18 protein-coding genes are annotated in these 22,046 nt (G+C 45.5%); 14 read left to right on the top strand and 4 right to left on the bottom strand.

The window, feature by feature from the left end:
• Positions 1-77: 77 nt before the first annotated feature.
• A complete protein-coding gene (locus ACK1LH_RS11135; RefSeq protein ID WP_029280809.1) occupies positions 78-1,085 on the top strand; it encodes an LLM class flavin-dependent oxidoreductase in 1,008 nt (335 codons plus the stop codon).
• Between the two features lie 121 nt (positions 1,086-1,206).
• Complete coding sequence (locus ACK1LH_RS11130) at positions 1,207-2,205, top strand: LLM class flavin-dependent oxidoreductase (RefSeq protein WP_029280810.1); 999 nt, start codon at positions 1,207-1,209, stop codon at positions 2,203-2,205.
• A gap of 33 nt (positions 2,206-2,238) precedes the next feature.
• On the opposite strand, the gene ACK1LH_RS11125 is transcribed toward ACK1LH_RS11130, so the two are convergent.
• Entirely contained in the window at positions 2,239-2,838 is a 600-nt protein-coding gene (locus tag ACK1LH_RS11125; RefSeq protein ID WP_029280812.1) for a hypothetical protein, read from the bottom strand.
• 170 nt (positions 2,839-3,008) lie between these two features.
• On the opposite strand from ACK1LH_RS11125, the gene ACK1LH_RS11120 reads away from it, so the two are divergent.
• The 5 genes from ACK1LH_RS11120 (at position 3,009) to odhB (ending at position 10,396) form a co-directional block, all read left to right on the top strand.
• On the top strand, positions 3,009-3,899 hold the full coding sequence (locus ACK1LH_RS11120; protein ID WP_029280813.1) for an ATP-binding protein: 891 nt from the start codon (positions 3,009-3,011) through the stop codon (positions 3,897-3,899).
• Positions 3,900-3,911: 12 nt separating this feature from the next.
• Positions 3,912-5,837, top strand: coding sequence for a vWA domain-containing protein (locus tag ACK1LH_RS11115; protein WP_411333057.1), 1,926 nt, complete (start codon positions 3,912-3,914; stop codon positions 5,835-5,837).
• Between the two features lie 140 nt (positions 5,838-5,977).
• Positions 5,978-6,184, top strand: a complete 207-nt coding sequence (locus ACK1LH_RS11110) for a hypothetical protein (RefSeq protein ID WP_282033952.1) — start codon at positions 5,978-5,980, stop codon at positions 6,182-6,184.
• A 103-nt stretch (positions 6,185-6,287) separates the two neighbouring features.
• Positions 6,288-9,128, top strand: a complete 2,841-nt coding sequence (gene sucA / locus ACK1LH_RS11105; RefSeq protein WP_411333056.1) for a 2-oxoglutarate dehydrogenase E1 component — start codon at positions 6,288-6,290, stop codon at positions 9,126-9,128.
• Positions 9,129-9,130: 2 nt separating this feature from the next.
• Positions 9,131-10,396 carry a 2-oxoglutarate dehydrogenase complex dihydrolipoyllysine-residue succinyltransferase gene (gene odhB / locus ACK1LH_RS11100; protein ID WP_411333054.1) on the top strand — a complete coding sequence of 422 codons (1,266 nt, stop codon included), beginning with the start codon at positions 9,131-9,133 and terminating at the stop codon, positions 10,394-10,396.
• A 330-nt stretch (positions 10,397-10,726) separates the two neighbouring features.
• Here odhB and ACK1LH_RS11095 read toward each other — a convergent pair whose 3' ends face one another.
• Positions 10,727-11,863 carry an NADH-dependent flavin oxidoreductase gene (locus ACK1LH_RS11095; RefSeq protein ID WP_411333053.1) on the bottom strand — a complete coding sequence of 379 codons (1,137 nt, stop codon included), beginning with the start codon at positions 11,861-11,863 and terminating at the stop codon, positions 10,727-10,729.
• 134 nt (positions 11,864-11,997) lie between these two features.
• Between ACK1LH_RS11095 and ACK1LH_RS11090 the strand changes: the two genes are divergently transcribed.
• The 6 genes from ACK1LH_RS11090 to ACK1LH_RS11065 all read left to right on the top strand — a co-directional run bounded on the left by ACK1LH_RS11090 (position 11,998) and on the right by ACK1LH_RS11065 (position 18,089).
• Positions 11,998-13,041 (top strand): C45 family autoproteolytic acyltransferase/hydolase, encoded by a 1,044-nt coding sequence (locus tag ACK1LH_RS11090; protein ID WP_411333052.1) that lies wholly within the window; start codon positions 11,998-12,000, stop codon positions 13,039-13,041.
• A gap of 76 nt (positions 13,042-13,117) precedes the next feature.
• The gene (locus ACK1LH_RS11085; protein WP_411333051.1) at positions 13,118-13,873 is read left to right on the top strand and encodes an STAS domain-containing protein; all 756 of its coding nucleotides are present in this window, start codon (positions 13,118-13,120) and stop codon (positions 13,871-13,873) included.
• Between the two features lie 130 nt (positions 13,874-14,003).
• A complete protein-coding gene (locus ACK1LH_RS11080; protein WP_411333049.1) occupies positions 14,004-15,791 on the top strand; it encodes a S9 family peptidase in 1,788 nt (595 codons plus the stop codon).
• 14 nt (positions 15,792-15,805) lie between these two features.
• On the top strand, positions 15,806-16,576 hold the full coding sequence (locus tag ACK1LH_RS11075; protein ID WP_029280825.1) for an SDR family oxidoreductase: 771 nt from the start codon (positions 15,806-15,808) through the stop codon (positions 16,574-16,576).
• A gap of 17 nt (positions 16,577-16,593) precedes the next feature.
• Complete coding sequence (eis, locus tag ACK1LH_RS11070; RefSeq protein ID WP_411333047.1) at positions 16,594-17,745, top strand: enhanced intracellular survival protein Eis; 1,152 nt, start codon at positions 16,594-16,596, stop codon at positions 17,743-17,745.
• A gap of 44 nt (positions 17,746-17,789) precedes the next feature.
• Positions 17,790-18,089: an RNA polymerase alpha subunit C-terminal domain-containing protein gene (locus ACK1LH_RS11065; protein WP_029280827.1), complete on the top strand. Its 300-nt coding sequence runs from the start codon at positions 17,790-17,792 to the stop codon at positions 18,087-18,089.
• Between the two features lie 83 nt (positions 18,090-18,172).
• Here the strand turns inward: ACK1LH_RS11065 and ACK1LH_RS11060 are convergent, their stop codons facing one another.
• The gene (locus ACK1LH_RS11060; protein ID WP_411333045.1) at positions 18,173-20,047 is read right to left on the bottom strand and encodes a prenyltransferase/squalene oxidase repeat-containing protein; all 1,875 of its coding nucleotides are present in this window, start codon (positions 20,045-20,047) and stop codon (positions 18,173-18,175) included.
• A gap of 118 nt (positions 20,048-20,165) precedes the next feature.
• Between ACK1LH_RS11060 and ACK1LH_RS11055 the strand changes: the two genes are divergently transcribed.
• Entirely contained in the window at positions 20,166-20,369 is a 204-nt protein-coding gene (locus ACK1LH_RS11055; RefSeq protein WP_029280830.1) for a DUF6501 family protein, read from the top strand.
• Positions 20,370-20,492: 123 nt separating this feature from the next.
• Here ACK1LH_RS11055 and ACK1LH_RS11050 read toward each other — a convergent pair whose 3' ends face one another.
• Entirely contained in the window at positions 20,493-21,980 is a 1,488-nt protein-coding gene (locus ACK1LH_RS11050) for an aldehyde dehydrogenase family protein (RefSeq protein ID WP_029280831.1), read from the bottom strand.
• Between the last annotated feature and the right edge of the window lie 66 nt (positions 21,981-22,046).

Here is a 22,046-nt window from a genome sequence, read left to right as displayed (position 1 = left end):
ATTGCGATAAATCTAATAAGCAGGAAGCATTTTTCTTCGGCATAAGCGGAATGACACCTGTGGGAGGAGCAGATGCAATGAAACTTAGTATATTAGACCAGTCACCCATTTCAGAAGGGTTTACTGCCATAGATGCGCTTGCCCAATCTCTTCACCTTGTAAAAGAGGCTGAAAAGCTGGGCTATTGCCGGTATTGGTTTGCAGAACATCACAACACGAGCGGTCTTGCAAGCACAGCGCCGGAAATTTTGATGGCACATGCCGCCTCTCATACCGAACGGATAAAAGTCGGATCCGGCGGTGTGCTGCTTCCTCAGTACAGTCCGCTGAAAGTAGCTGAAACGTTTCGTACGCTTGAAACGCTTTTTCCAAACAGGATTGACCTTGGCATTGGACGTTCTCCCGGAGGTTCAGCAGAAACACGTCTTGCACTGACAGACGGTCTGCGAAAGAGCATGAACGAATTTCCAAGACAGCTAAAGGACTTACAGGGGTACTTAAGCAGCGGCCTCCCTGCGGAGCATGCTTTTTCTGGGGTACAGGCGATGCCTGATCCACTGTCGTCCTCACCTGATTTGTGGCTGCTCGGAATATCGCACAGAGGAGCCAGAGTGGCAGCTGAACATGGGATGGCATTTACATACGGGCACTTTATCAACCCTGTCAGCGGGAAAAAAGCTATGAAAGATTACAGAGAGCAATTTAAGCCAGCCGGCCACTTAAAAGAACCGAAGACAAATTTCTGCATTTTTGCAGTCTGTGCTGAATCTCAGGAGAAGGCAGAGTATCTGGCAAGCAGTCAGGATGCCTGGCTGCTTCAGGTTGAAAGCGGGGGAGATACAAGAATCATTTCTCCGGATCAAGCCGGAAAAATAAAGTTCAATGAGGATCAAAAGAACAAAATACGAATGAACCGCAAGCGTATGCTGATCGGCACTCCGGAAAGGATAAAGGAGGACCTGCTTCGGATTGCGGATGATTATCAGACAGATGAAGCCCTTATCCTGACCAACATTTACGATATTAAAGAAAAACTTGAGTCGTACAGGCTACTTGCAGAAGCTTTTCAAATTGGGGATAGCTGAATGGAGTCGAATTAGTTTCTTTTATCCTTCTTCCTTGTTAAAATAAAAGCCAATCACAAGCTTACTTTTTGTAAGTTTCTATAAATTCGTCTTTAAGATGTACTCAGGAGGAGGACTTTTTATGTCCAATGCAAAAAAAGATGTAAAGCTTTCTATTCTGGATCTTGCTCCCGTTGTAGAGGGGAGCACTCCATCAGATGCATTTAAGAACACACTGGATCTTGCCCGGCATGCCGAAAAATGGGGATATAACCGTTTCTGGCTGGCAGAGCATCATAATATGGAAGGAATCGCGAGCTCTGCAACTGCTGTGCTGATCGGCCATGTTGCCGGAGGAACCTCGACCATACGTGTGGGTTCAGGCGGGATTATGCTTCCAAATCATTCTCCGCTTGTGATCGCAGAGCAATTTGGAACACTTGAATCGCTTTACCCCGGAAGAATTGATCTTGGACTTGGACGGGCTCCAGGAACAGACCAGCTCACTGCCCGTGCACTGCGGCGAGAAAACATGAGCAATGGGGAAGACTTCCCTGAACAGCTTGATGAATTAAGAGAATACTTTAACCCGACAGAGGCAGCACATGTCAAAGCTGTGCCCGGAAAAGGTCTGAATGTGCCAATTTGGCTTTTGGGTTCAAGCGGCTTCAGCGCGCAGCTCGCAGGAAGACTTGGCCTGCCATTTGCTTTTGCCAGTCATTTTTCCCCAGAGCATACGGTGCCCGCAATGAATTTGTACAGAAGCAGCTTCAGACCGTCAGAGGTACTTGACGAACCTTACGCAATGGTTGGCGCCAACGTTATCGCTGCTGATACAGATGAGAGAGCAGCTTTTCTTGCGACTTCCATGCAGCAGCAGTTTTTGAATCTTGTCCGCAATCGTCCAGGAAAAATGCAGCCTCCGGTTGAAAATATGGAAGAGCTGTGGACGCCATATGAAAAAGCTGCCATTCATCAGCAGCTTGGTTCATCTATTGTCGGCAATGAAAGAACGGTAAAAGAGAAACTGGAAAAATTCATAGAAGAAACCGGCGCAAACGAAATTATGGTCAATGCTTCTATTTACGACCATCATGAACGTCTTCGTTCATTCGAGATCGTATCAGGACTGCTCCGTTAAATCAGTAATTACAACAAGGGTGAAGGAATATCTTCACTCTTGTTTTTTTGCTTTTGCAAGCAGCAAACAAAGCGGACCCAGAACGGGAATAAAACAATAGAAGGATCTCCTGCCCATTTTGTATTCATGCTTAAGCACATACCACGAAAGCCATGTTAAAACAAACAGGTCAGCGGTCATCACACTGACAAGCTGCGAAGATTGAAACGCCTCTGAATATCTCTCTACTGACCCCATAATGATGCCAAAAAGGTATAGACCGGCAGTAAGCACGGCAAGAAACAAAATCACCCATTTTGAATCACGAAGCATTTTCGCTTTTTCTGAGAATTTCCTTTCCATATGTTTACGCTCTTTTCTCAAAAAGAAGTAAGGGAGCAGCGAAAAAGCTCCAAGGGCAAATGAACCGATAACAAACGGCCATGCAGGAAGCTTCCGCGTATCATTCGGCAAGAGCAATAAAGCAAAGATCATTGGGAAAATCCCCAAAAATGAAAACACCGTAACCACCAGCGGATCTGCCTGTTCAAAAGAACCAGACAAAAGGTTTCTCATGATGTCATCTTCCACGCCGCTCTTTCCCGGCGCAAAAAATACAGCATAAGCAATAAGGGCTGCCCACAAACTAAACATAGATTCACCTCTTCTTTACAGTTTAATGTAGCACTTCCGATCATCAATCCACCAGTTATAATCTGTTTTTTCTTTGAACGCGCTTGCAAAAGGCAATCCCTTTGAGTCATGCGTTTTTTTCTAGTATACTGGGGCAGAGAAATTTGAACGAGAGAAGGGAACAACCTACAATGACCTTACAATTAGAAGCCATGAACCTTCCGCCGCAGCTTTTGGAAGATATCAGGAAGCGGGCAGAATCCTATAAAAACAGCGGAGACTCATACTTGATCGGAACAGGAGGCTATTTGCCTTCAGAGGATGCGGTCCTGTTTGATGCGATGATTGCCCTGGCACTTGGGAAAAACGTTCTATTAAAAGGGCCTACCGGCTCAGGAAAAACCAAGCTTGCCGAAACCCTCTCCAATTTGTTCGGACAGCCGATGCACAGCATCAACTGCAGTGTCGACCTTGATGCCGAGGCACTTCTTGGCTATAAAACCATTTCGCAGGAGGGCGCGAAAACATCGATTGAATTTATAGAGGGGCCAGTCATTCATGCGATGAAAAAAGGCCACCTTCTTTATATAGATGAAATCAATATGGCGAAGCCTGAAACGCTTCCTATTTTAAACGGGGTGCTTGATTACCGCAAAATGATCACGAATCCGTTTACGGGGGAAGTCATCCGGGCCGAAGGGGGCTTTGGAACAGTTGCTGCCATCAATGAAGGATACGTCGGCACGGTTCCTCTGAATGAAGCGCTGAAAAACCGTTTTGTCGTGATAGAAGTTCCATACATTCAGGGAGAACAGCTGAAATCCGTTCTTCGCACACAGTCGAAGCTGACTGATGAAAAGCTTCTGTCCCAATTTGTTACTTTGTCAGCTGATTTACTGTCCCAGGTGCAAAACGGCCAAATTTCAGAAGAAGCCGCTTCAGTACGGGCCTTGATTGATACATGCGACCTTGCCGTCTATCTTCCGCCTTTGCGTGCGATCTCACGCGGAATTACCGAAAAACTTGAAGATGACAGGGAAAAGGCAGCGATCCGTAATATTGCAGAAACGCTGTTTGCATAAAGGGGATTTGTCATGAAATACATTAAATTCAACGATAAACGGGTAGATTCCTTTCTTTTTATGGAGCTGTCGGATCTTGCTAAAACACTGACACGCAGCGATGAGACAGAAGTTGAATTTGCTGTGCAGTCCTATTTTGATCCCTTTACAAAAAAAGTTCATATCAGCCATTTCTGGGACAACCGTCCCCGCAAGGATATGGTGAACGGACTGAAAAGCGATGTATTTCTCCGGAGCATCGGCAGCAGCAGGCATACGGATTATCAAGCAGTAGATACTTTTGTAAAAGCTGCACAGAACCTTTCGCTTTCAAGCTTTGCCAAGCAGCTTTTCGTCATGCTTGAGGATTTGCGACTCGAGGAATCATGCAAAAAGGAAAGACCCGGCACTGTGCGTGTCTTTGCGGCAAGAAGGGAAATGTACAGGCGGTTTTTTAAAAGCCAGCTGATTATAAATCAGGAACGGACCATTTTAACAGATGCTCTTTACAGCGCATTTTATTTAAAGGCTACGTCAGATTCTCCGCTGGAGGTTTTTCCGTCTCTAAGCGAGTCCATTGACCTTGCCGTTCCCTTTTTAGAAAGAGAGATCCTTTCTTTTTACGAGGCAAAAGAAACAGCAGACATCAGCAAAATCGTTCTCTCTGTCACAGAGGTGCTCGAGGATCTTCTTGAGGCTGATATGCTTAATATGTACTTTCATCTGCCGGTTCTTGATTATGCCGAAGCAGATGCCGTGCTGACATTTGATGAGATGAAGAGAAAATCCAAGCTCAAAAACGATGATATCCTAAAGCAGGAAAAAGAAGAAGATGATGAAGATGTCCATGAAGACAAGCTTCCAACCTGGCACCGCGAAACAAGCGAAGCAACGAAAAGTTTCCTGCAGTTCGATCTTGAGCAGGGAACGAAAACAGACCTGCTTGGCGAAGGTGTAAGGGAAGGGGATGACGGAGATCAGGCACTTGGAATGGTCCAGGGGTCATCCAAAAAGACGTCCCGAAACGATTATTCCAAGCTCGAAGCCCTGGAGAATGCAGAAAACAGAGAGGAAAAAGGCGGAATTGAAGCATTCGGCAAAGAAAACAAATATGCCTTTCCTGTATTTACAGTCCCGGACTTGCCTTCTGCTGATGAACAGGTCTCCTACCGCGAGAAAAAAGTAATCATCGCTCCTTATCAAAAAAAATTAAAGCAAATGATTGAAAAAACACTGGAACATAAAAAAATCTCCCCAAGAAGCGATTTGCATACAGGGAGATTGAGCAAGAAACTGCTGAAGCTCCTGACCGATGATAATCCACGTCTGTTCTATAAGAAAAATCAGCCTTCAGCACATATTGATGCTGCCTTCTGCCTGCTCGTTGACTGCTCTGCTTCTATGTTTGACAAAATGGAGCAGACGAAGCTCGGCATTACTCTTTTTCATGAAGCACTGAAATCGGTCTCTGTTGTTCATCAAGTTACCGGTTTTTGGGAAGATACAAATGAAGCCACGGAAACAAGTCAGCCAAACCACTTTAAGACGGTCATTGATTTTGGTTCGTCCCTTCAAAAAAAGAGGGGGCCGGAGATCCTCCAGCTGCAGCCGGAAGAGGATAACCGCGACGGCTATGCCATTCGCCATATGACAAAACAGCTGATGCAAAGAAGTGAGAGCCAAAAATTCATGCTTGTTTTTTCAGACGGTGAACCGGCAGCTTCAGGATATGAACAGAACGGGATCATCGACACACATGAAGCGGTGCTCCAAGCCAGAAAGCGCGGAATTGAAGTAATAAATATTTTCCTTTCGAACGGCGAAATTGACGAGGGACAGCAGAAAACAATACAGAACATATACGGAAAGTTCAGCATTGTCGTTCCTGATATCGACACGCTTCCGGAAGTCTTGTTCCCAGTTTTGAAAAAATTGCTGCAAAAAAGTATTCATGCCTGAAAAAGCGTCTCGTCATGAGGCGCTTTTTTAAAACATTATTATAAAATACTCAAATCTAAACAATTTTCATCCTTGTATAGAGGATCTGTTCTGAAGGGAAAGCATATAAAAGAGAGAACAGTTTAAATATGTGGGTGCAATTGGCTGAAAGAAAAGAAAATTGGAAAAGATATGGGGGTTATTGTCGGATTACAGGTTATTTTTTTGCCCTGAGTCGAATTTTAGGGCTGCATTCTCATGAAGAATCATTATTAATTTTTGTTTTTCACTATTATTTTAAATTTTCTTATGATACTCCTTTGATAAAACAGCCAGGGAGTGTTAAAATGGAAATGGAAGCGTTTTAATCCAAACCTATCATTCTTTGAATGAAAGGATAGTATATTACAATAATATCCATTTGGGTCTGCGCGAAAGCAGATTCACTACCATTGCTGGGGGTAATGTAAGATGTCAGGAATTACATCAAAGCGCAAGATTCGACTTGAAGATTTTCATGGCCCGAACCTTGGCTATGTCCTGGAACTGTTTGATCAGTATAAACAGGATCCGGAATCGGTTGACGCCGAATTGCGAGAAATGTTTAACGGCTGGGATGAATCACCGCAGCAGACAGCATCAGTTGCTGTTCAGGCTGAAGGGAGCGTGCCTAGTGCGGACAAGATGAAGAAGATTGCCTATGCAGTCAAGCTCGCTGATGATATCCGCACATACGGACACTTGAACGCTTCTATTTATCCTTTTGAAAACCCTGGAAAAGAGTTTCTTAAGTTGAAGGATTACGGGCTTACAGAAGCAGATCTTGAAGAAATTCCAGCGTCGATTCTGTGTGCGGATGCACCGCAGGATGTGACGAACGGACTTCAGGCAATTACTTACTTAAAAGAAGTTTATACAAAAACCATCGCGTTTGAATTTTCCCATGTTCACCGTTTTGAAGAGAAATACTGGCTGAAAAAAATGGTGGAATCAGGGGAAATCTTCAAAAGCCACACGAATGAAAAGCGCCTTTCCATTCTTCGCCGGCTCTCTGAAGTAGAAGGATTTGAAAAATTCCTTCACCGCACGTTTGTCGGACAGAAGCGGTTCTCAATTGAAGGGCTTGATATGCTTGTACCAATGCTTGATGAACTCATTTCGGGTGCTGTTCACGCAGGCACACACAATGTAAACATCGGGATGGCGCACAGAGGACGTCTAAACGTTCTTGCCCATGTTCTTAAAAAACCGTATGAAATTATTTTCTCTGAATTTCAGCATTCTCCGAACAAGGAGCTTGTGCCGTCAGAAGGTTCTGTAGGCATTAACTATGGCTGGAGCGGAGATGTGAAATATCATCTGGGCGCTGACAGACAGATTACAGATGAAAGCACGAAGAGAGCGAGACTGACTCTTGCAAACAACCCAAGCCATCTGGAGTATGTAGATCCTATTGTCATGGGATATACGCGTGCTGCACAGGATAACCGCAAATCAGCAGGCTACCCTGTACAGGACGAAAAAGAGTCTATGGCGATTATCATTCACGGGGATGCAGCGTTTCCTGGAGAAGGAATTGTTGCGGAAACACTGAATCTGAACTCGCTGAAAGGTTATCAGACAGGCGGATCCATTCACATTATTGCAAATAACATGATCGGCTTTACGACAGAAAGCATGGATTCCAGGTCCACCAAATATGCAAGTGATCTTGCCAAAGGATATGAAATTCCAATCGTTCACGTTAATGCAGATGATCCGGAGGCGTGTCTTGCAGCTGTTCTAATGGCGATCGAATACCGCAAACTGTTTAACCGCGACTTCCTGATCGACCTGATCGGCTACCGCCGCTTCGGCCACAACGAGATGGATGAGCCGATGACGACGCAGCCGCAGCTTTACGAAAAAATCCGAAAGCATCCTACTGCGCGGGCTCTTTATGCGAAGAAGCTTGAAGAAGCAGGATATGCAACGAAAGAAAAAATAGAAGAAATTGATCAGCAAGTACTGGATAAATTCGATGCAGCGTACCAAAAAGTGCCTTCTAAAAAAGTCACGCAGGTACATGATATAGAACTTCCTGAAATCGTTATCAACGGGCTGCCGGCTATTGAAACAGCTGTCGAGAAAGAAGCTTTGCTCAGAATTAATGATGAACTTGTAAAATGGCCGGAAGATTTTCATGTGTTTGATAAACTTAAGCGCATTTTAGAACGCCGGGCAAACATCTTTGCAGGTGAGCAAAAGGCTGACTGGGCACTTGCTGAAACGCTTGCTTTTGCAACAATCCTTGAAGATGGTACACCGATCCGCCTTTCAGGTCAGGATTCCGAGCGCGGCACATTCTCCCAAAGACATCTTGTCCTGCATGACAGCGAGACAGGCAATGTTTATGCGCCGCTGCATAAACTAAGTAAATCAAACGTATCATTTGCCGTTCATAATAGTCCGCTTTCTGAGGGATCTGTTCTCGGATTTGAATACGGCTACAATGTTTTTGCTCCTGAGACACTTGTGCTATGGGAAGCACAGTACGGAGATTTTGCCAATGCAGCCCAGGTCTTCTTTGACCAGTTTATCTCTGCAGGCAGAGCTAAATGGGGACAAAAATCAGGTCTTGTGATGCTTCTTCCTCACGGGTACGAAGGACAGGGGCCAGAGCATTCAAGTGCCAGACTTGAGCGCTATCTGCAGCTTGCGGCTGAAAACAACTGGACAGTTGCCAACCTGACAAGCGCAGCGCAATATTTCCATATTTTAAGAAGACAGGCAGCTCTGCTTAAGCGCGAGGAAGTGCGTCCGCTTGTGATCATGACGCCAAAGAGCCTGCTGCGTAACGCACAGACTGTTTCATCTATAGATGAGATGAGCGGCGGGGGATTCCGTTCTGTTATTGAACAGCCAGGACTCGGCCTGAACCATTCAGAAGTGAAGCGCATTGTCCTGTGCAGCGGAAAAATTGCGACAGACTTAACGGACAAACTGAACGCAATGGAAAACAAAGCTGACAGTATTCACCTTGTAAGAGTGGAAGAACTGTATCCTTTCCCGAAAAAAGAAATATCAGCCATCTTGGGCAGATATGAAGCTCTAGAAGAGATTGTATGGGTACAGGAAGAGCCTATGAACATGGGTGCATGGACATACATTGAACCGGAACTCAGAGAAGTGGCGCCAGTACAGACAAAAGTGAAATATATCGGCAGAAAGAGAAGATCTTCAACAGCAGAGGGAGATCCAAACGTTCATAAAAAAGATCAGGAACGCATCGTGACTGAAGCATTGACGTGGAAAAACGAAGGGAGAATTTGATCATGGCACAAGTAATCGTACCAGAATTAGCTGAATCCATCTCAGAAGGAACAATCGCACAATGGCTGAAACAGCCGGGAGACTACGTTGAAAAAGGGGAATATCTGGTTGAACTTGAAACCGATAAAGTAAACGTTGAACTGACAGCTGATTATTCTGGTGTGCTGAAAGATGTTGTTAAAGATTCAGGAGACACTGTTCAAGTGGGTGAAGTGATCGCTGAGATTGATGAAAACGGCGGTGCTTCTGCCAGTGATGAGCAAAAAGCTCCTGAGGCAAAACCTGAAGAGGCTAAACAAGAAGCGAAAACGGAAGAGCAGCCGAAACCTTCTGCACCTGTAAAGCAAGAACAGCAGGAAGCGAAGTCACAGCGCCCGATTGCTAGTCCGTCTGCCCGCAAGCTTGCCCGGGAAAAAGGAATTGACCTTTCCCAGGTTCCATCAGGAGATCCGCTTGGAAGATTGCGCAAGCATGATGTAGAAGCATATTCACCTGAAGCTAAGCCGCAGGCTCCAGCTGCTCCTAAATCTGAAGCTAAACCGGCAGTTACAGCAGATTCTTTTGACAAGCCGGTAGAAGTTGAGCGCATGTCAAGACGCAGACAAACAATCGCAAAACGCCTTGTGGAAGTTCAGCAGACAGCAGCCATGCTGACAACATTTAATGAAGTGGACATGACCGCTGTGATGGACATCCGCAAGCGCCGTAAAGACAAATTCTTCGAACAGCACGATGTGCGTCTTGGATTTATGTCATTCTTTACAAAGGCAGTAATCGCAGCTCTTAAAAAATACCCGCTTCTCAACGCTGAGATTCAGGGAGATCAGCTGATCCTTAAAAAATTCTATGATATCGGCATTGCAGTCTCTGCACCTGAAGGCCTTGTCGTGCCGGTTGTCCGCGACGCTGACCGCAAGTCATTCGCCCAAATTGAAGGGGATATCAGTGATCTTGCCGGTAAAGCACAGAAAAACAAGCTGACAATTGCTGACCTTTCAGGCGGTACATTTACGATTACTAACGGAGGCGTTTTCGGCTCCCTGATGTCAACACCAATTCTTAACGGACCGCAAGTTGGAATTTTGGGCATGCATAAAATTCAGCTTCGCCCTGTTGCGATCGATAAGGATACAATGGAAAACCGCCCAATGATGTACATTGCACTTTCTTACGATCACAGAATCGTTGACGGAAAAGAAGCCGTAAGCTTCCTTGCTACAATTAAAGACCTTCTAGAAGATCCAGAGTCGCTGCTGATTGAAGGTTAATAAGAAAAGCGGAATCAGCTGTTTAGCTCCGATAGGCAGATAAGAAATCACCCAGAAAGGCCGGGTTTGCCTTTTTGGGTGATTTTGTTCTGACAGAGGAGTTGGCTGATGGAGCTGGACACTAGAAAAGTAGAATTGCCCGGTTAGCTCCGGGAGTCAGATAAAGAAAAGCCCCTAAGGCGCACTTTGCCTTTTGGGCTTTTCTGTTCTGGCAGAGGAGTTGGGCGATGGAACTGGACACCAGAAAAGCGGAATCAGCCTGAACACTGAAAAGCCATATAGACTCCACAAAAAAGAGCATCTGCAAAAGATGCTCTTTTTGTGTTCATTCTATTCTTTCACAGGAAACCAGCCCGGTGTGTTTATTATCGCCTGCCACAGCGGATCAGGAACAACAAGACGATCTTGTGCCTGTTTATCAAGCCGGGTTTCAATTTTATCTTCCCGGCCTTCTTCAATCTTTTGTACCCAGTCAGGGTCGATAATCAGTTCTCTGCCTAGTGCAATAAGGGGTACCCCTGTATTCATCGCTTTAACTGCATCTTCAGGAGTGTAAATGGACCCGACACCTATTAGTGGAACACTGTCACCAATCCGTTCCTGAATAATTTCAAGACGTGAGCGGGTATCATCAATTCCTCTTCTTGGAGCTGACCAGTATTCCATTAATGAGATGTGAAGATAATCAAGATTCTTCTCTTTCAGGGCATCAACAAGTGCGAGAGTATCTTCCATCGTAATCCCAGGCGTTTCCGGTTCTTCCGGAGAAAATCTGTACCCTACAAGAAAGTTCTCATCCCCGAATTCGGCTGCTGCTTTTTTAACGGAATCAACTACAGCAAGAGGAAAGGCAAGTCTCTTCTCAAGTGAACCTCCGAATTCGTCTTCGCGACGATTGCTGTGCGGCGATACGAACTGCTGAATCAGGTAACCATTTGCGCCATGGATTTCAACGCCGTCAAATCCTACCTGAATGGCGCGGCGCGTTGATTCTCCAAAGTCATCGATGATGGAGTGGATCTCATCTATTGTTAAAGCACGAGGCACAGGCGCTTCGCCTGATGGATGTCCCTGCTCTGCAGGCACATCGCTTGCGCTGACAACATCTCCTCCAGGAACCAGTTCAGCGGGGACCATTCGTCCTCCGTGGAAGATTTGCATGATGGCTTTTGCGCCTTTTTCTTTAATGGATGCAGCAAGCTGTTTTAAAGAAGGAATCATGTCGTCAGTGTCACTGCCAAACTCTCCGGGGAAGCCCTTTCCGCTTGGAGTCACATATGCGCATGCAGTAATGACCATTCCAGGTCCTCCTGAACGGCGGCTGTAGTAATCTGTTTCTTCCTTTGTCACAGTTCCGTCTTCGTTTGAGGAAAAGTTTGTCATGGGAGCCATCACAATCCGGTTCTTTAACTGAACGCCATTCTCAAATTGAAATGGCTGAAGGAGCTGCTTATACTTTGAATTCATTATTCTCGACCTCCGTATGTTTTCGTACATCTATCATGATACTTGCGGTGGAGCACAATTTCATTAAATCTGCTCATTAGAATTTGTTTCTCCTTTTAAAATCATTCATGATAGAGAAACGGAGAGTGATCGATATGACAAAAATTGAAGTGGATATCATCCAGGGAAGAGGCACTTATTTTGACCTTGGAATGAAACAGGGAAAGATACACAGGGGATCAAAACTTTCAGAAAATCATAAAAAGAGACGCGTGAAATCTGCAAAGTCCTACAGTACAGAATTAAGCGAGGCAAAGCGCCTTATGGAATCTTTTGCTCCGGGTTTGTGGCTGGAGCTTGAAGGACTATCAGAGGGGATGGAGTGGCCTCTTGCAGATGTCATCCATGAATACAGCGGCTATCAGGGAGACTGGAAAAAGTCAGGGTGCAGCGCACTGATGCAGGATGGAATATATGCGAGAAATTACGATTATCATCCGAAAACATACGAAGGAAGGTTTTTAATCTGGCAGCCGGAAACCGCCTATGCAAGCATAGGGTTTGCGACACGGATGATCGGACGCATGGACGGTATGAATGAAAAAGGTCTTGCGGTCGGCTATCATTTTGTGAACCGTCTGAAGCCTGGAGACGGGTATATTTGCTGCAGCATTGCAAGAATGGTGCTCGATACGTGCAAATCAACCGAAGAAGCCATTTGGCTGCTGAAAGAAATACCTCACCGGCACGCATTTAATTACTCCCTCTATGACTCGTCAGGACATGCGGCTATTGCTGAAGCTTCAAGCAAAGGCGTTGAGATTAAAAAAGGACATAAGCTTGCCTGCACCAATCATTTTGAATTGGGTGATAAACGTTTTGAAAACAGGAATCGTCTTGAAGAAACGATTCAAAGAAAGAAGAGAATCGAGGGGCAATTTCATAGAGCGCTGACCCCGAGAGAAGCTTTTGCTTTTTTCAACCGTACTGATGGTGCAATATTCAAAAAAGAGTACGGCAACTGGGCTGGAACTCTTCATACAGCTGTATATGTACCTGAAACACTCCAGGTCCTTATAGGTGCAGGGGGAGACAGGGAGCCTGTTTCCATTGACTTCAAAGATTGGCTGAACGGAAGGGACAGCTTCCTGAAGAAAATAAAAGGAACAATCGAGACAGATTTAGAATTTCCCTACTAAAAAGCTTGTACATAGCGTTTGAGAGAGAGGCTGCAAAGGGTACGGTACAAGAGCAAAGAAAGTTGGGGGAATGTATATGCAGCAAGTAATTGACATGATGAACCGGAACGAGGAGCTGCTTTTTCAGAGATGGGAAGGTGAAGTAGCGAGCCCGAATTTTTTAACGGAAGAGGATAAGCGGAAAACGTTCCAGATCATCTTCAGTCAAATCAGCCAATCGGAAAACGAAGCTGTTCAGTTCTTTAAAGAGTGGATTGACAGGCACTTCAGGGAAGAAGAGTGCTTAAAGTATTTGGTCGCGTCCATTCAGCAATTTAAACGCACAATTATTGAGGCAATGGAGGATTCGGCCATCGCAGATGAGCTCTATGAGAAAACGGACAGCTGGTTTGATCCGATGATTGCCGACCTCGTGAATATTTGCACGGACTGCTGGCATGAAGCATACAGAAAACAGGACAGCATGATTAATGAGCTTTCGGCACCAATTATCCCTATTTCAAAAGACGTTTGCATCCTTCCGTTAATCGGTGCGGTTCATGATGAACGCGCTACTGTTATTATCGAAAATCTGCTCCACAGTGTGAAAACCTATCAATGCCGTTACGTCATTATGGAGATAACAGGGGTTCCCGTTGTTGATACATATGTGGCGAATCATCTGATTCAGGCAGCTGAAGCGGTAAAACTCCTCGGTGCACAGTGCATGATTGTCGGGATCAGGCCTGAGATCGCCCAGACGCTCATCAATCTCGGTGTTTCAATGGACAGCATCCAAACATTTTCCAATTTGCAGACTGGGTTACGATTTATTCAAACGAAGGAAAAATAAGGTCCTGGAAAGGGCCTTTTAGTCTGCCTGAAGGTTTACATAACAAAATTATCGTTCACTAATGCGATGGAGGAATTTATTCCTTTTTGTCGAATAAGAACATGAAATGATTTTTTAAGGGGTGTACATAATGATTACTTTTAAACAGTCGGATGTTGAGCAATTTTTGAACGTGCTTTCCATTCAGGATTTCATCGTTTCGCCAGATGGCAATCAGCTTGTGTTCAGTACAAATATTGGAGGCCATTACAATCTGTGGGCGATGGATCTTCCAAACCAATATCCATATCCTCTTACAACTGTGAACCAGGCATGCGGGAGCCTTGCTTATAACAGCCGGGCGGAATTTATCCTTGGAGGCTTTGACAGGGACGGGGACGAAAATACGCAGCTTTATGCCTTGTCAAAAAAGGGAGGTGCGCAGATTCCGCTGCGCCTTGCCGAAGGAGAACGCCATATGCAGCCGTTTTTTTCAAAGGACGAAAAATCGCTGTATTACACTTCAACTAAAAATGGCCATGAAACAAACCTTGCAGTATACCGCTATGAAATCGAAAGTGAAAAAGAGGAACTGATGCATAAGGGCACAGATGCGCCAATTTATTTGCAAGCTGTATCACCGCAAGAAACAAGCTTTGTCTTTATTAAAAATTTCAGCAATACGTCATCTCTCCTCTATGTCAGAAAAGACGGAGAAGACATACTCGCTGCACCGGAAAGTGAAGTCTCTTATACGCAGAGTGATGCTGTCTACATATCTGAGGATGAATTCTATTTTCTGACGAACTACGAATCAGACTTTTCCTATCTGGCCAAATTTCACCTTCCGACTAAGAGTTTTACGAAGGTTCTGCAGCTTGAAGGGAAAGACTTCAGTACTCTGAAATATGATTCTTTTACCGGTAAGTTTTATATCGTTGCAGAAAAAGGCGTCAAAGATGAGCTCTGTTGCTTTGATTTGTCAGATCAGTCCTATGAGCAGCTTGATGTGCCTGCCGACCGCATCAGCAAACTGCAAATCACAAAGGAAGGCAAGCTGTTCCTCCTTGGACAGTCTGCTATTATACCGCTGAATATCTTCAGCAGAACGCCGTCCCACTCATGGCACCAAATAACAAATCATGGTGTTCAAGGACTCTCACCGGAGGATTTGGTGAACCCGGAAACGGTTACCTATTCTTCCTTTGACGGCATGACGATTGAAGCCTCTCTTTATAGGGCACATGCGGATGTAAGCAACCACCATATGATTATCTGGCCTCATGGCGGTCCTCAATCTGCTGAGACCAATGCGTTCAGGGCTTTATTTCAATATCTTCTGAAAAGCGGCTACAGCATTTTTGCTCCCAATTTCAGAGGATCAACACGATACGGACTGTCATTTTCAAAACTGGTCGAAGGAGACTGGGGGAATGGGCCGCGATTTGACATGACAGCCGGAATTGACTGGCTGATCGGGGAAGGGCTTGCTGATAAAGAAAAAATCTTTCTGATGGGCGGAAGCTACGGCGGCTATATGGCTCTGCTGCTGCACGGACGTCACTCTGACTACTTCAAAGCGGTAGTCGATATTTTCGGGCCGAGCGATCTTTTTTCGTTTATTGAGAGTGTACCGGAATTCTGGAAGCCTGCAATGGATCAGTGGGTAGGCAATCCTGAACGCGACCGTGAAAAACTGATCGAATTTTCACCGATTACCCATATTGACGGCATGACAAAGCCTATGCTCGTGATTCAAGGGGCAAACGATCCCCGTGTTGTGAAAGCAGAGTCTGATAAGATTGTAGAGGCATTGCGGCAAAAAGGAAGAAAAACAGACTATATCGTGCTTGAAGACGAGGGGCATGGATTTTCAAAAAAAGAAAATGAGATTCTTGTATACAAAGCAATTGCTGATTTCTTGAATCAGCATCTCTAAAAGCAGGTGAATGAATGACTAGCAGAAAAATGGCGATTGTGACCGGAGCAAGCAGACAATCAGGAATCGGGGCAGCCATATGCCTGGAGCTTGCTGAGGCAGGCATTGATATCTTTTTTACTTATTACAGACCTTATGATTCCGAGCAGCCATGGGGCTCATTAAAGGAAGACATAGAAAAACTGGAAGAGAGCATTTTTCAAAAGGGAGTCCGCTGCGCCAGCATGGAGCTTGATTTAACAGATGCAGCTTCTTTTTCCATGCTGTTTGACGAGGCGGAGAGAACGCTTGGCGAGGCAGCCATTCTTATTAATAATGCAGCATACTCTGTCTTCAGCGATGCAGAAACACTTACATCAGCTATTCTGGATCGTCACTATCTCCTAAATGTGCGGGCCCCAATCATGCTTAGCACCGAGTTTGCGCGGCGATTTACAAGGGGACGGGGAGGAAGAGTGATCACCCTCACTTCCGGACAGTCGCTTGGCCCGATGCCGGGTGAGCTTGCTTATGCTGCAACAAAAGCGTGTATACCTGACATGACAAAAACGCTGGCGGCTGAAATCGGCCATAAGGGGATTACAGTCAATGCCGTGAATCCCGGTCCGACAGATACAGGGTGGATGACTGATGAAATAAAGGCTTCTCTGCTTTTGAAATTCCCGGCAGGGAGAATTGGTAAGCCACAGGATGCTGCAAGGCTTATTGCCTTTTTGGCAAGTGAGCAAAGCGAGTGGGTCACCGGCCAGACGATCCATTCAGAAGGCGGATTTATCCGATCATGAAAGAGGGGACTATCAAGATGACAGTCGTGAAGCTGACAAAAGAGCATTACAAAGAAGCAATGAAATTATCAGAATATGCTTTTCAGTACAAAGTACCTGAGGAGAAGGTGGAAGAACGGCTGGATTTGATGGATAAACATCATCAGCTGTATGGTGTTTTTTCAGGAGAAGAGCTTGCAGCAAAGCTTCATTTGCTGCCTTTAGAGGTGTATATCGGAGGACGGACATTAAAAATGGGCGGAGTCGCCGGTGTAGCGACATATCCTGAATACCGCAGAAGCGGGTTTGTCCGGGAAATGCTGACGGACCTATTGGAGACGATGAAAAATGAAGGCTATACGATTTCCATGCTTCATCCCTTTTCCGTTCCTTTTTACCGGAAATACGGGTGGGAACTTTTCAGCAGCTATTTAAAAGCATCTTTAAAATCCGAGAGTCTTGTCATGAAAAAACAGGATCTTGGAACTGTAAAGCGTCATGCCGGAAAGGATGGCCATTCCGAAGAAATTGAGAAGGTTTATGATCAGTTCGCCTCGAGATTTACTGGCATGCTGAAAAGGGAGACAAGATGGTGGCAGCAATCCATATACAGCGACGATACCTATGCAGCAGTCTATTACAATGAAAACGGTGCGGCAGAAGGGTATCTCCTATATGCAGTGAAAGATTCCAAGATGACTGTGGAAGAATTTGTTCCGCTGACACCTTCAGCGAGAACAGGGTTATGGAATTTCATCTGCCAGCATGATTCGATGATCAAAGACCTTGAAATCACTACGTTTGAAAGTGATCCTCTTTTCTATTCACTTAAAGAGCCAAGAATTAAAGCAGAAGTGACTCCTTACTTTATGGCGAGAATTGTAGATGCAGCAGCCTTTTTAAGAAACTATGAATTTGCATCACAAGAACGAACGGTCCTCACGATCAAGGATGAATATGCTCCCTGGAACAATGGGACGTATGAGATTACTGATGGAAACGTGACGAAAACAGACGCTGATAAGGGCGAAATCAGCCTTTCCATTAATGCGCTGACAGCAGCCTTATTTGGATATATGCGGCCGTCGGATCTTTATGAAATTGGGGAAATGGAAGGCAGTGAAGAGGCAATAGCCCGTCTCGAACGGCTGATTCCGGACAGAAAAGCGTTTTTTAATGATTTCTTTTAACAGGATTGAACCGGTAATAAAGGATTCTCGTGAAATGGAGGTCAATGACGATGGCGGATAAAACATTGAGGACTTGTAAAAAGGGCCACAATTATTTTAAAAGCTCGGATTGTCCAACTTGCCCTAAATGTGAATCAGAAAGAGAGATTGAAAGTGATTTTCTTTCAAAGATAAGTGCACCTGCCAGGAGAGCTCTTGAACGCAACAGTATTACTTCACTTGAGCGCCTGTCAGAGTATAGTGAACCGGATATCTTGAAGCTGCATGGAGTCGGTCCCAGTTCAATCCCAAAGTTAAGCGGCGCATTGAAAGAGGCCGGTTTATCATTTAAGAAAACGGATTAATCCAGCAATTAAGTGAAGTCTTACAGCGTCACCAGCCTATATTGAATATAGAAATTGGGAGCCTTGAGGAAAAGGCTCCTTTTTTACTTCATTTTCAGGTAACGACTTAAAGCAAGCAGCGGAAAAATTCTGCCATAGCTGTGATAGCGAATGTAAAATTGTTTTGGCAGACCGATGCCGGTAGGATATTCATCGCATTTTTGATCAAATGGCTGCAGCAGCCGGTTAACGGCAAGCTGAACAGCCTCATGCTCTTTATCAAGAACGGTGAGAAGGGCATCAAGCGCCCACGCTGTTTGAGACGGTGTGCTGTACCCAAGAGGCACATAGGATTTTACCTCGCAGCTTCTGCAGGATTCACCAAATCCGCCATCTCTGTTTTGGATGCTCAGCAGCCAGTTTGCGGCCTTCTGAATAGACTCGTTTTTAGTAGATACACCTGCAGCTCTCATTCCTGTAATGGCTGCCCACGTCCCGTAAATGTAGCAGACTCCCCAGCGGCCATACCAGGAACCGTCTTTTTCCTGATTGCTTTTGAGCCAGCCGACCGCAGCTTTTACTGAAGGATGATTTTTTCTAAGTCCTGCAAAGGTTCCAAAATATTCAATTACGCGCCCTGTGAGGTCTGCCGTAGAAGGATCGGCTGCAGCATCAGCTGCATTTTCAAGAGGAAGCATAGCTGCCAGGGCACTGCCCGTATTCTTTTCAAAAGCAGAAAACCCGCCGTCACGGTTCTGCATGGAAAGCAGCCAGGATGTTCCTCTGTTCCAACTGGAAAAAATGAGGGGATCATACATTGCTGCAGGTGTTAACGCCCGAAGAGCTGCAGCTGTATCATCATTATCCGGATGATTTGTGTTGATGTCTGAAAATCCCCAGCCGCCAGCTTCTTTGCTGGGATTATGAACCGCCCAGTCAGCTTTTTTGATGTGCTGCCTTTTCAGCAAATAGGCAGAAGCCGCCGCAATCATCGGGTCATGACAGCTGAGACCTGCTGATTGAAGGCTGTAGTTCAGAAGGGCTGTGTCCCACAGAGTGGATGTCGAGTTTTCAAGAGTGGCAAGATCGTCCTTTTTATAGATTAGCGATTTTAATCCTGATAGGGCACGCTGGATTTGCGATGATTGTTCACTATAATCCAAAGCGAGTAATCCGTAGATCATAAAAAACGTGGCGCTTGCATAGCTGAAAAGTGTTCCGTCTGCTTCAACCCGGTCGAGGATGTATCTTTCTGCTGCCTGATATCCAGATTTATGAAGATAGGCAGGAAAGGCTGCAAGGGAGCGTATCGTCTGCAAGAAAAGGTTTGGGCCTGATCGCACATCACGGTGCAGGGACAGCCAGTCGATTGATTTGGGTTTAGATGCATAAAGGTGTGAAAAGTCAGCTGTTCCAAGTCCCTTATGGATATACTTTTTATTCATGGCGAGTATCATCGGCATAAAATGGATTCTTGCGTAGGAACTTAGCTGATACATACTTAAGGGGGAAGATGCCGGGAGCAGCAAGTAAGACAATGGAAATCTGAAATGTTTCGGCCATGGATAAAGTCCGTTAACGGCAAGCATCCATTTTGTCATAAAATGTACGTCAGACAGTCCGCCATTTGCGAGAATAAATGCTTCTGCACGCTGAAGTTGAGGGCTTGCAGCGGTGAAGTGTCCTGAAATAATCAGCGCCGTATAGGCCTGAACAGTTGCTGTCAGATTTCCGTTCTTTTCATCCTCATACAGTCTCCATACCCCGTCATAAGACTGCATGCTTATTAGCCTCAGGACAAGTTTTTCAATCAGCTGTTGATCCTGATCTCCAAGGGATCTGAGCGTAATGATCATAAACGCATCAGTCATAGGTCCGCCCTCAAAGCAGAAGCGAAAGGAACCATCCGGCCTTTGAACGCCTCTGAGCTCTGAAATCCGCTTTTGCACTTCCTCGTCAGTCCGTTTTAATAGGTTCACATGTTTCACCTCATCTTCACCAGCCTATTCGCGGAGAGCGAAGGTTATGAATCAGCGGGTGGCGGCACTTACATTTCTATAGTATAATGAGGTCAAAATGCGCAAAGGAGAATCACGGATGATTCATCAGGACTGGCTTAACAGAGAAACAATCAAAACGGTTACGTGCAAACACACAAACGCCGAGAAGTATATGGTCAACAGGGTGTTAACGGCGGGAAATACATATGAAGTGAAAAATGAAACAGAAGAATTTTATTTTGTGATCGACAATAATGGGAAAGTAAGCGGTTTTTACAAAGATTATTTCGAGGAAAAGTAAGCAGCAGCATCGTCTGGCTCCATCAGGCGGTGTTTTTTTAATGGCTTTTAGCGTGTTTCCAAAATAAAAAACCTGCCCGCCGAGGCGATAAGACCTCAAGCGGGCAGGCGAGGATACCAGCATTTAACGCTGCAGATTGATCCAGACACTCTTTACTTCCGTATAGTTATCGAGCGCATACGAGCCCATTTCCCGTCCAAGACCGGATTGCTTGTAGCCTCCAAAAGGAGAAGCGGCATCAAATGCGTTGTAGCAGTTAACCCAGACCGTTCCGGCTTTCAGTTTGCCTGCCACATAATGCGCGTTTGCAATGTCGCGGGTCCAGAGTCCTGCTGCAAGGCCGTATTCGCTCTGGTTGGCGCGGTTGATCACTTCATCAAGATCATCATAAGGCATAGCGGCGATAACCGGTCCGAAGATCTCTTCTCTTGCAATCGTCATTTCATCTTTCACGGCAGAGAAGATTGTTGGGGATACAAAGTATCCATTTTCGGATGGAGAGCTTCCGCCGGTCAGGATTTCCGCTCCTTCTTCGACTCCGCGCTGGATGTAGTTCAGCACGCGGTTTTGCTGCTCGTCAGAAACGAGCGGCCCGATTTGTGTTTCCGGTTCAATTCCTGCTCCCTGACGGATGTTTTTAGCGTGCGACACCATGTCTGCCACGACATTATCATAATGCTTTTTCTGAATGAAGACGCGGGAGCCTGCGCAACAGACTTGCCCCTGGTTAAACATGACTCCAGTAAGCGCACCTGGGACCGCTGCTGACAGGTCAGCATCCGGAAGAATGATGTTTGGAGATTTCCCTCCAAGCTCAAGTGTAACGCGCTTTAACGATTTTGCCGCTTTTTCCATAATCATTTTTCCGACAGGTGTTGATCCTGTGAAAGCAATCTTGTCAACATCAGGATGCATGACAAGGGCATCTCCTGCCGTCTCGCCGAATCCAGGTACGATATTTACAACACCTTCAGGGAAACCGGCTTCTGCTATGAGCTCTGCCAGATACAGGGCAGAAAGAGGTGTTTGTTCAGCAGGCTTCAGGACCACTGTACAGCCCGTTGCAAGAGCAGCACCAAGCTTCCACATCGCCATGAGCAGAGGGAAATTCCACGGGATGATCTGTCCGACAACCCCTAATGCTTCATGTCTTGTATAGTTGAAATATTGTCCGCTGACAGGAATCGTCTGTCCGACAATTTTTGTTGACCAGCCGGCATAATAGCGCATATGCTCAATCGCTAGCGGAACATCAGCGTTAGTTGTTTCATTAATCGGTTTTCCGTTATCTAATGTTTCAAGCTGTGCCAGTTCTTCTTTATTGGCTTCCATCAGATCAGCAAGCTTGTACATCAATCTGCTGCGCTCAGCCGCGCTCATTTTTGACCATGGACCGCTGTCAAATGCTCTTCTTGCGGCTTTAACAGCAAGATCAATGTCGGCTTTATCCCCTTCGTACACGGAAGCGAGCGTTTCTCCGGTCGCAGGGTTAGGTGTATTAAATGTCTTTTTAGAAATGCTTTCTACAAATTCCCCGTTAATAAACAGTTTTTTCTTTCCCTGCAGAAATTTCTCCAGTTTTTCTCCAGCCTTCAGTGTAGCTTGACTCATTTCATCAGCCTCCTAAATATTTGTGGTGAAAACCTATGTAGAAAATCGTGCTGAAGACCCGCGAAC

The organism is Metabacillus indicus (assembly GCF_046603695.1).
GTDB lineage: Bacteria > Bacillota > Bacilli > Bacillales > Bacillaceae > Bacillus_P > Bacillus_P indicus.
The sequence above is the reverse complement of the archived record's forward strand: the minus strand, read 5'-3'. Positions and strand labels throughout refer to the sequence as shown.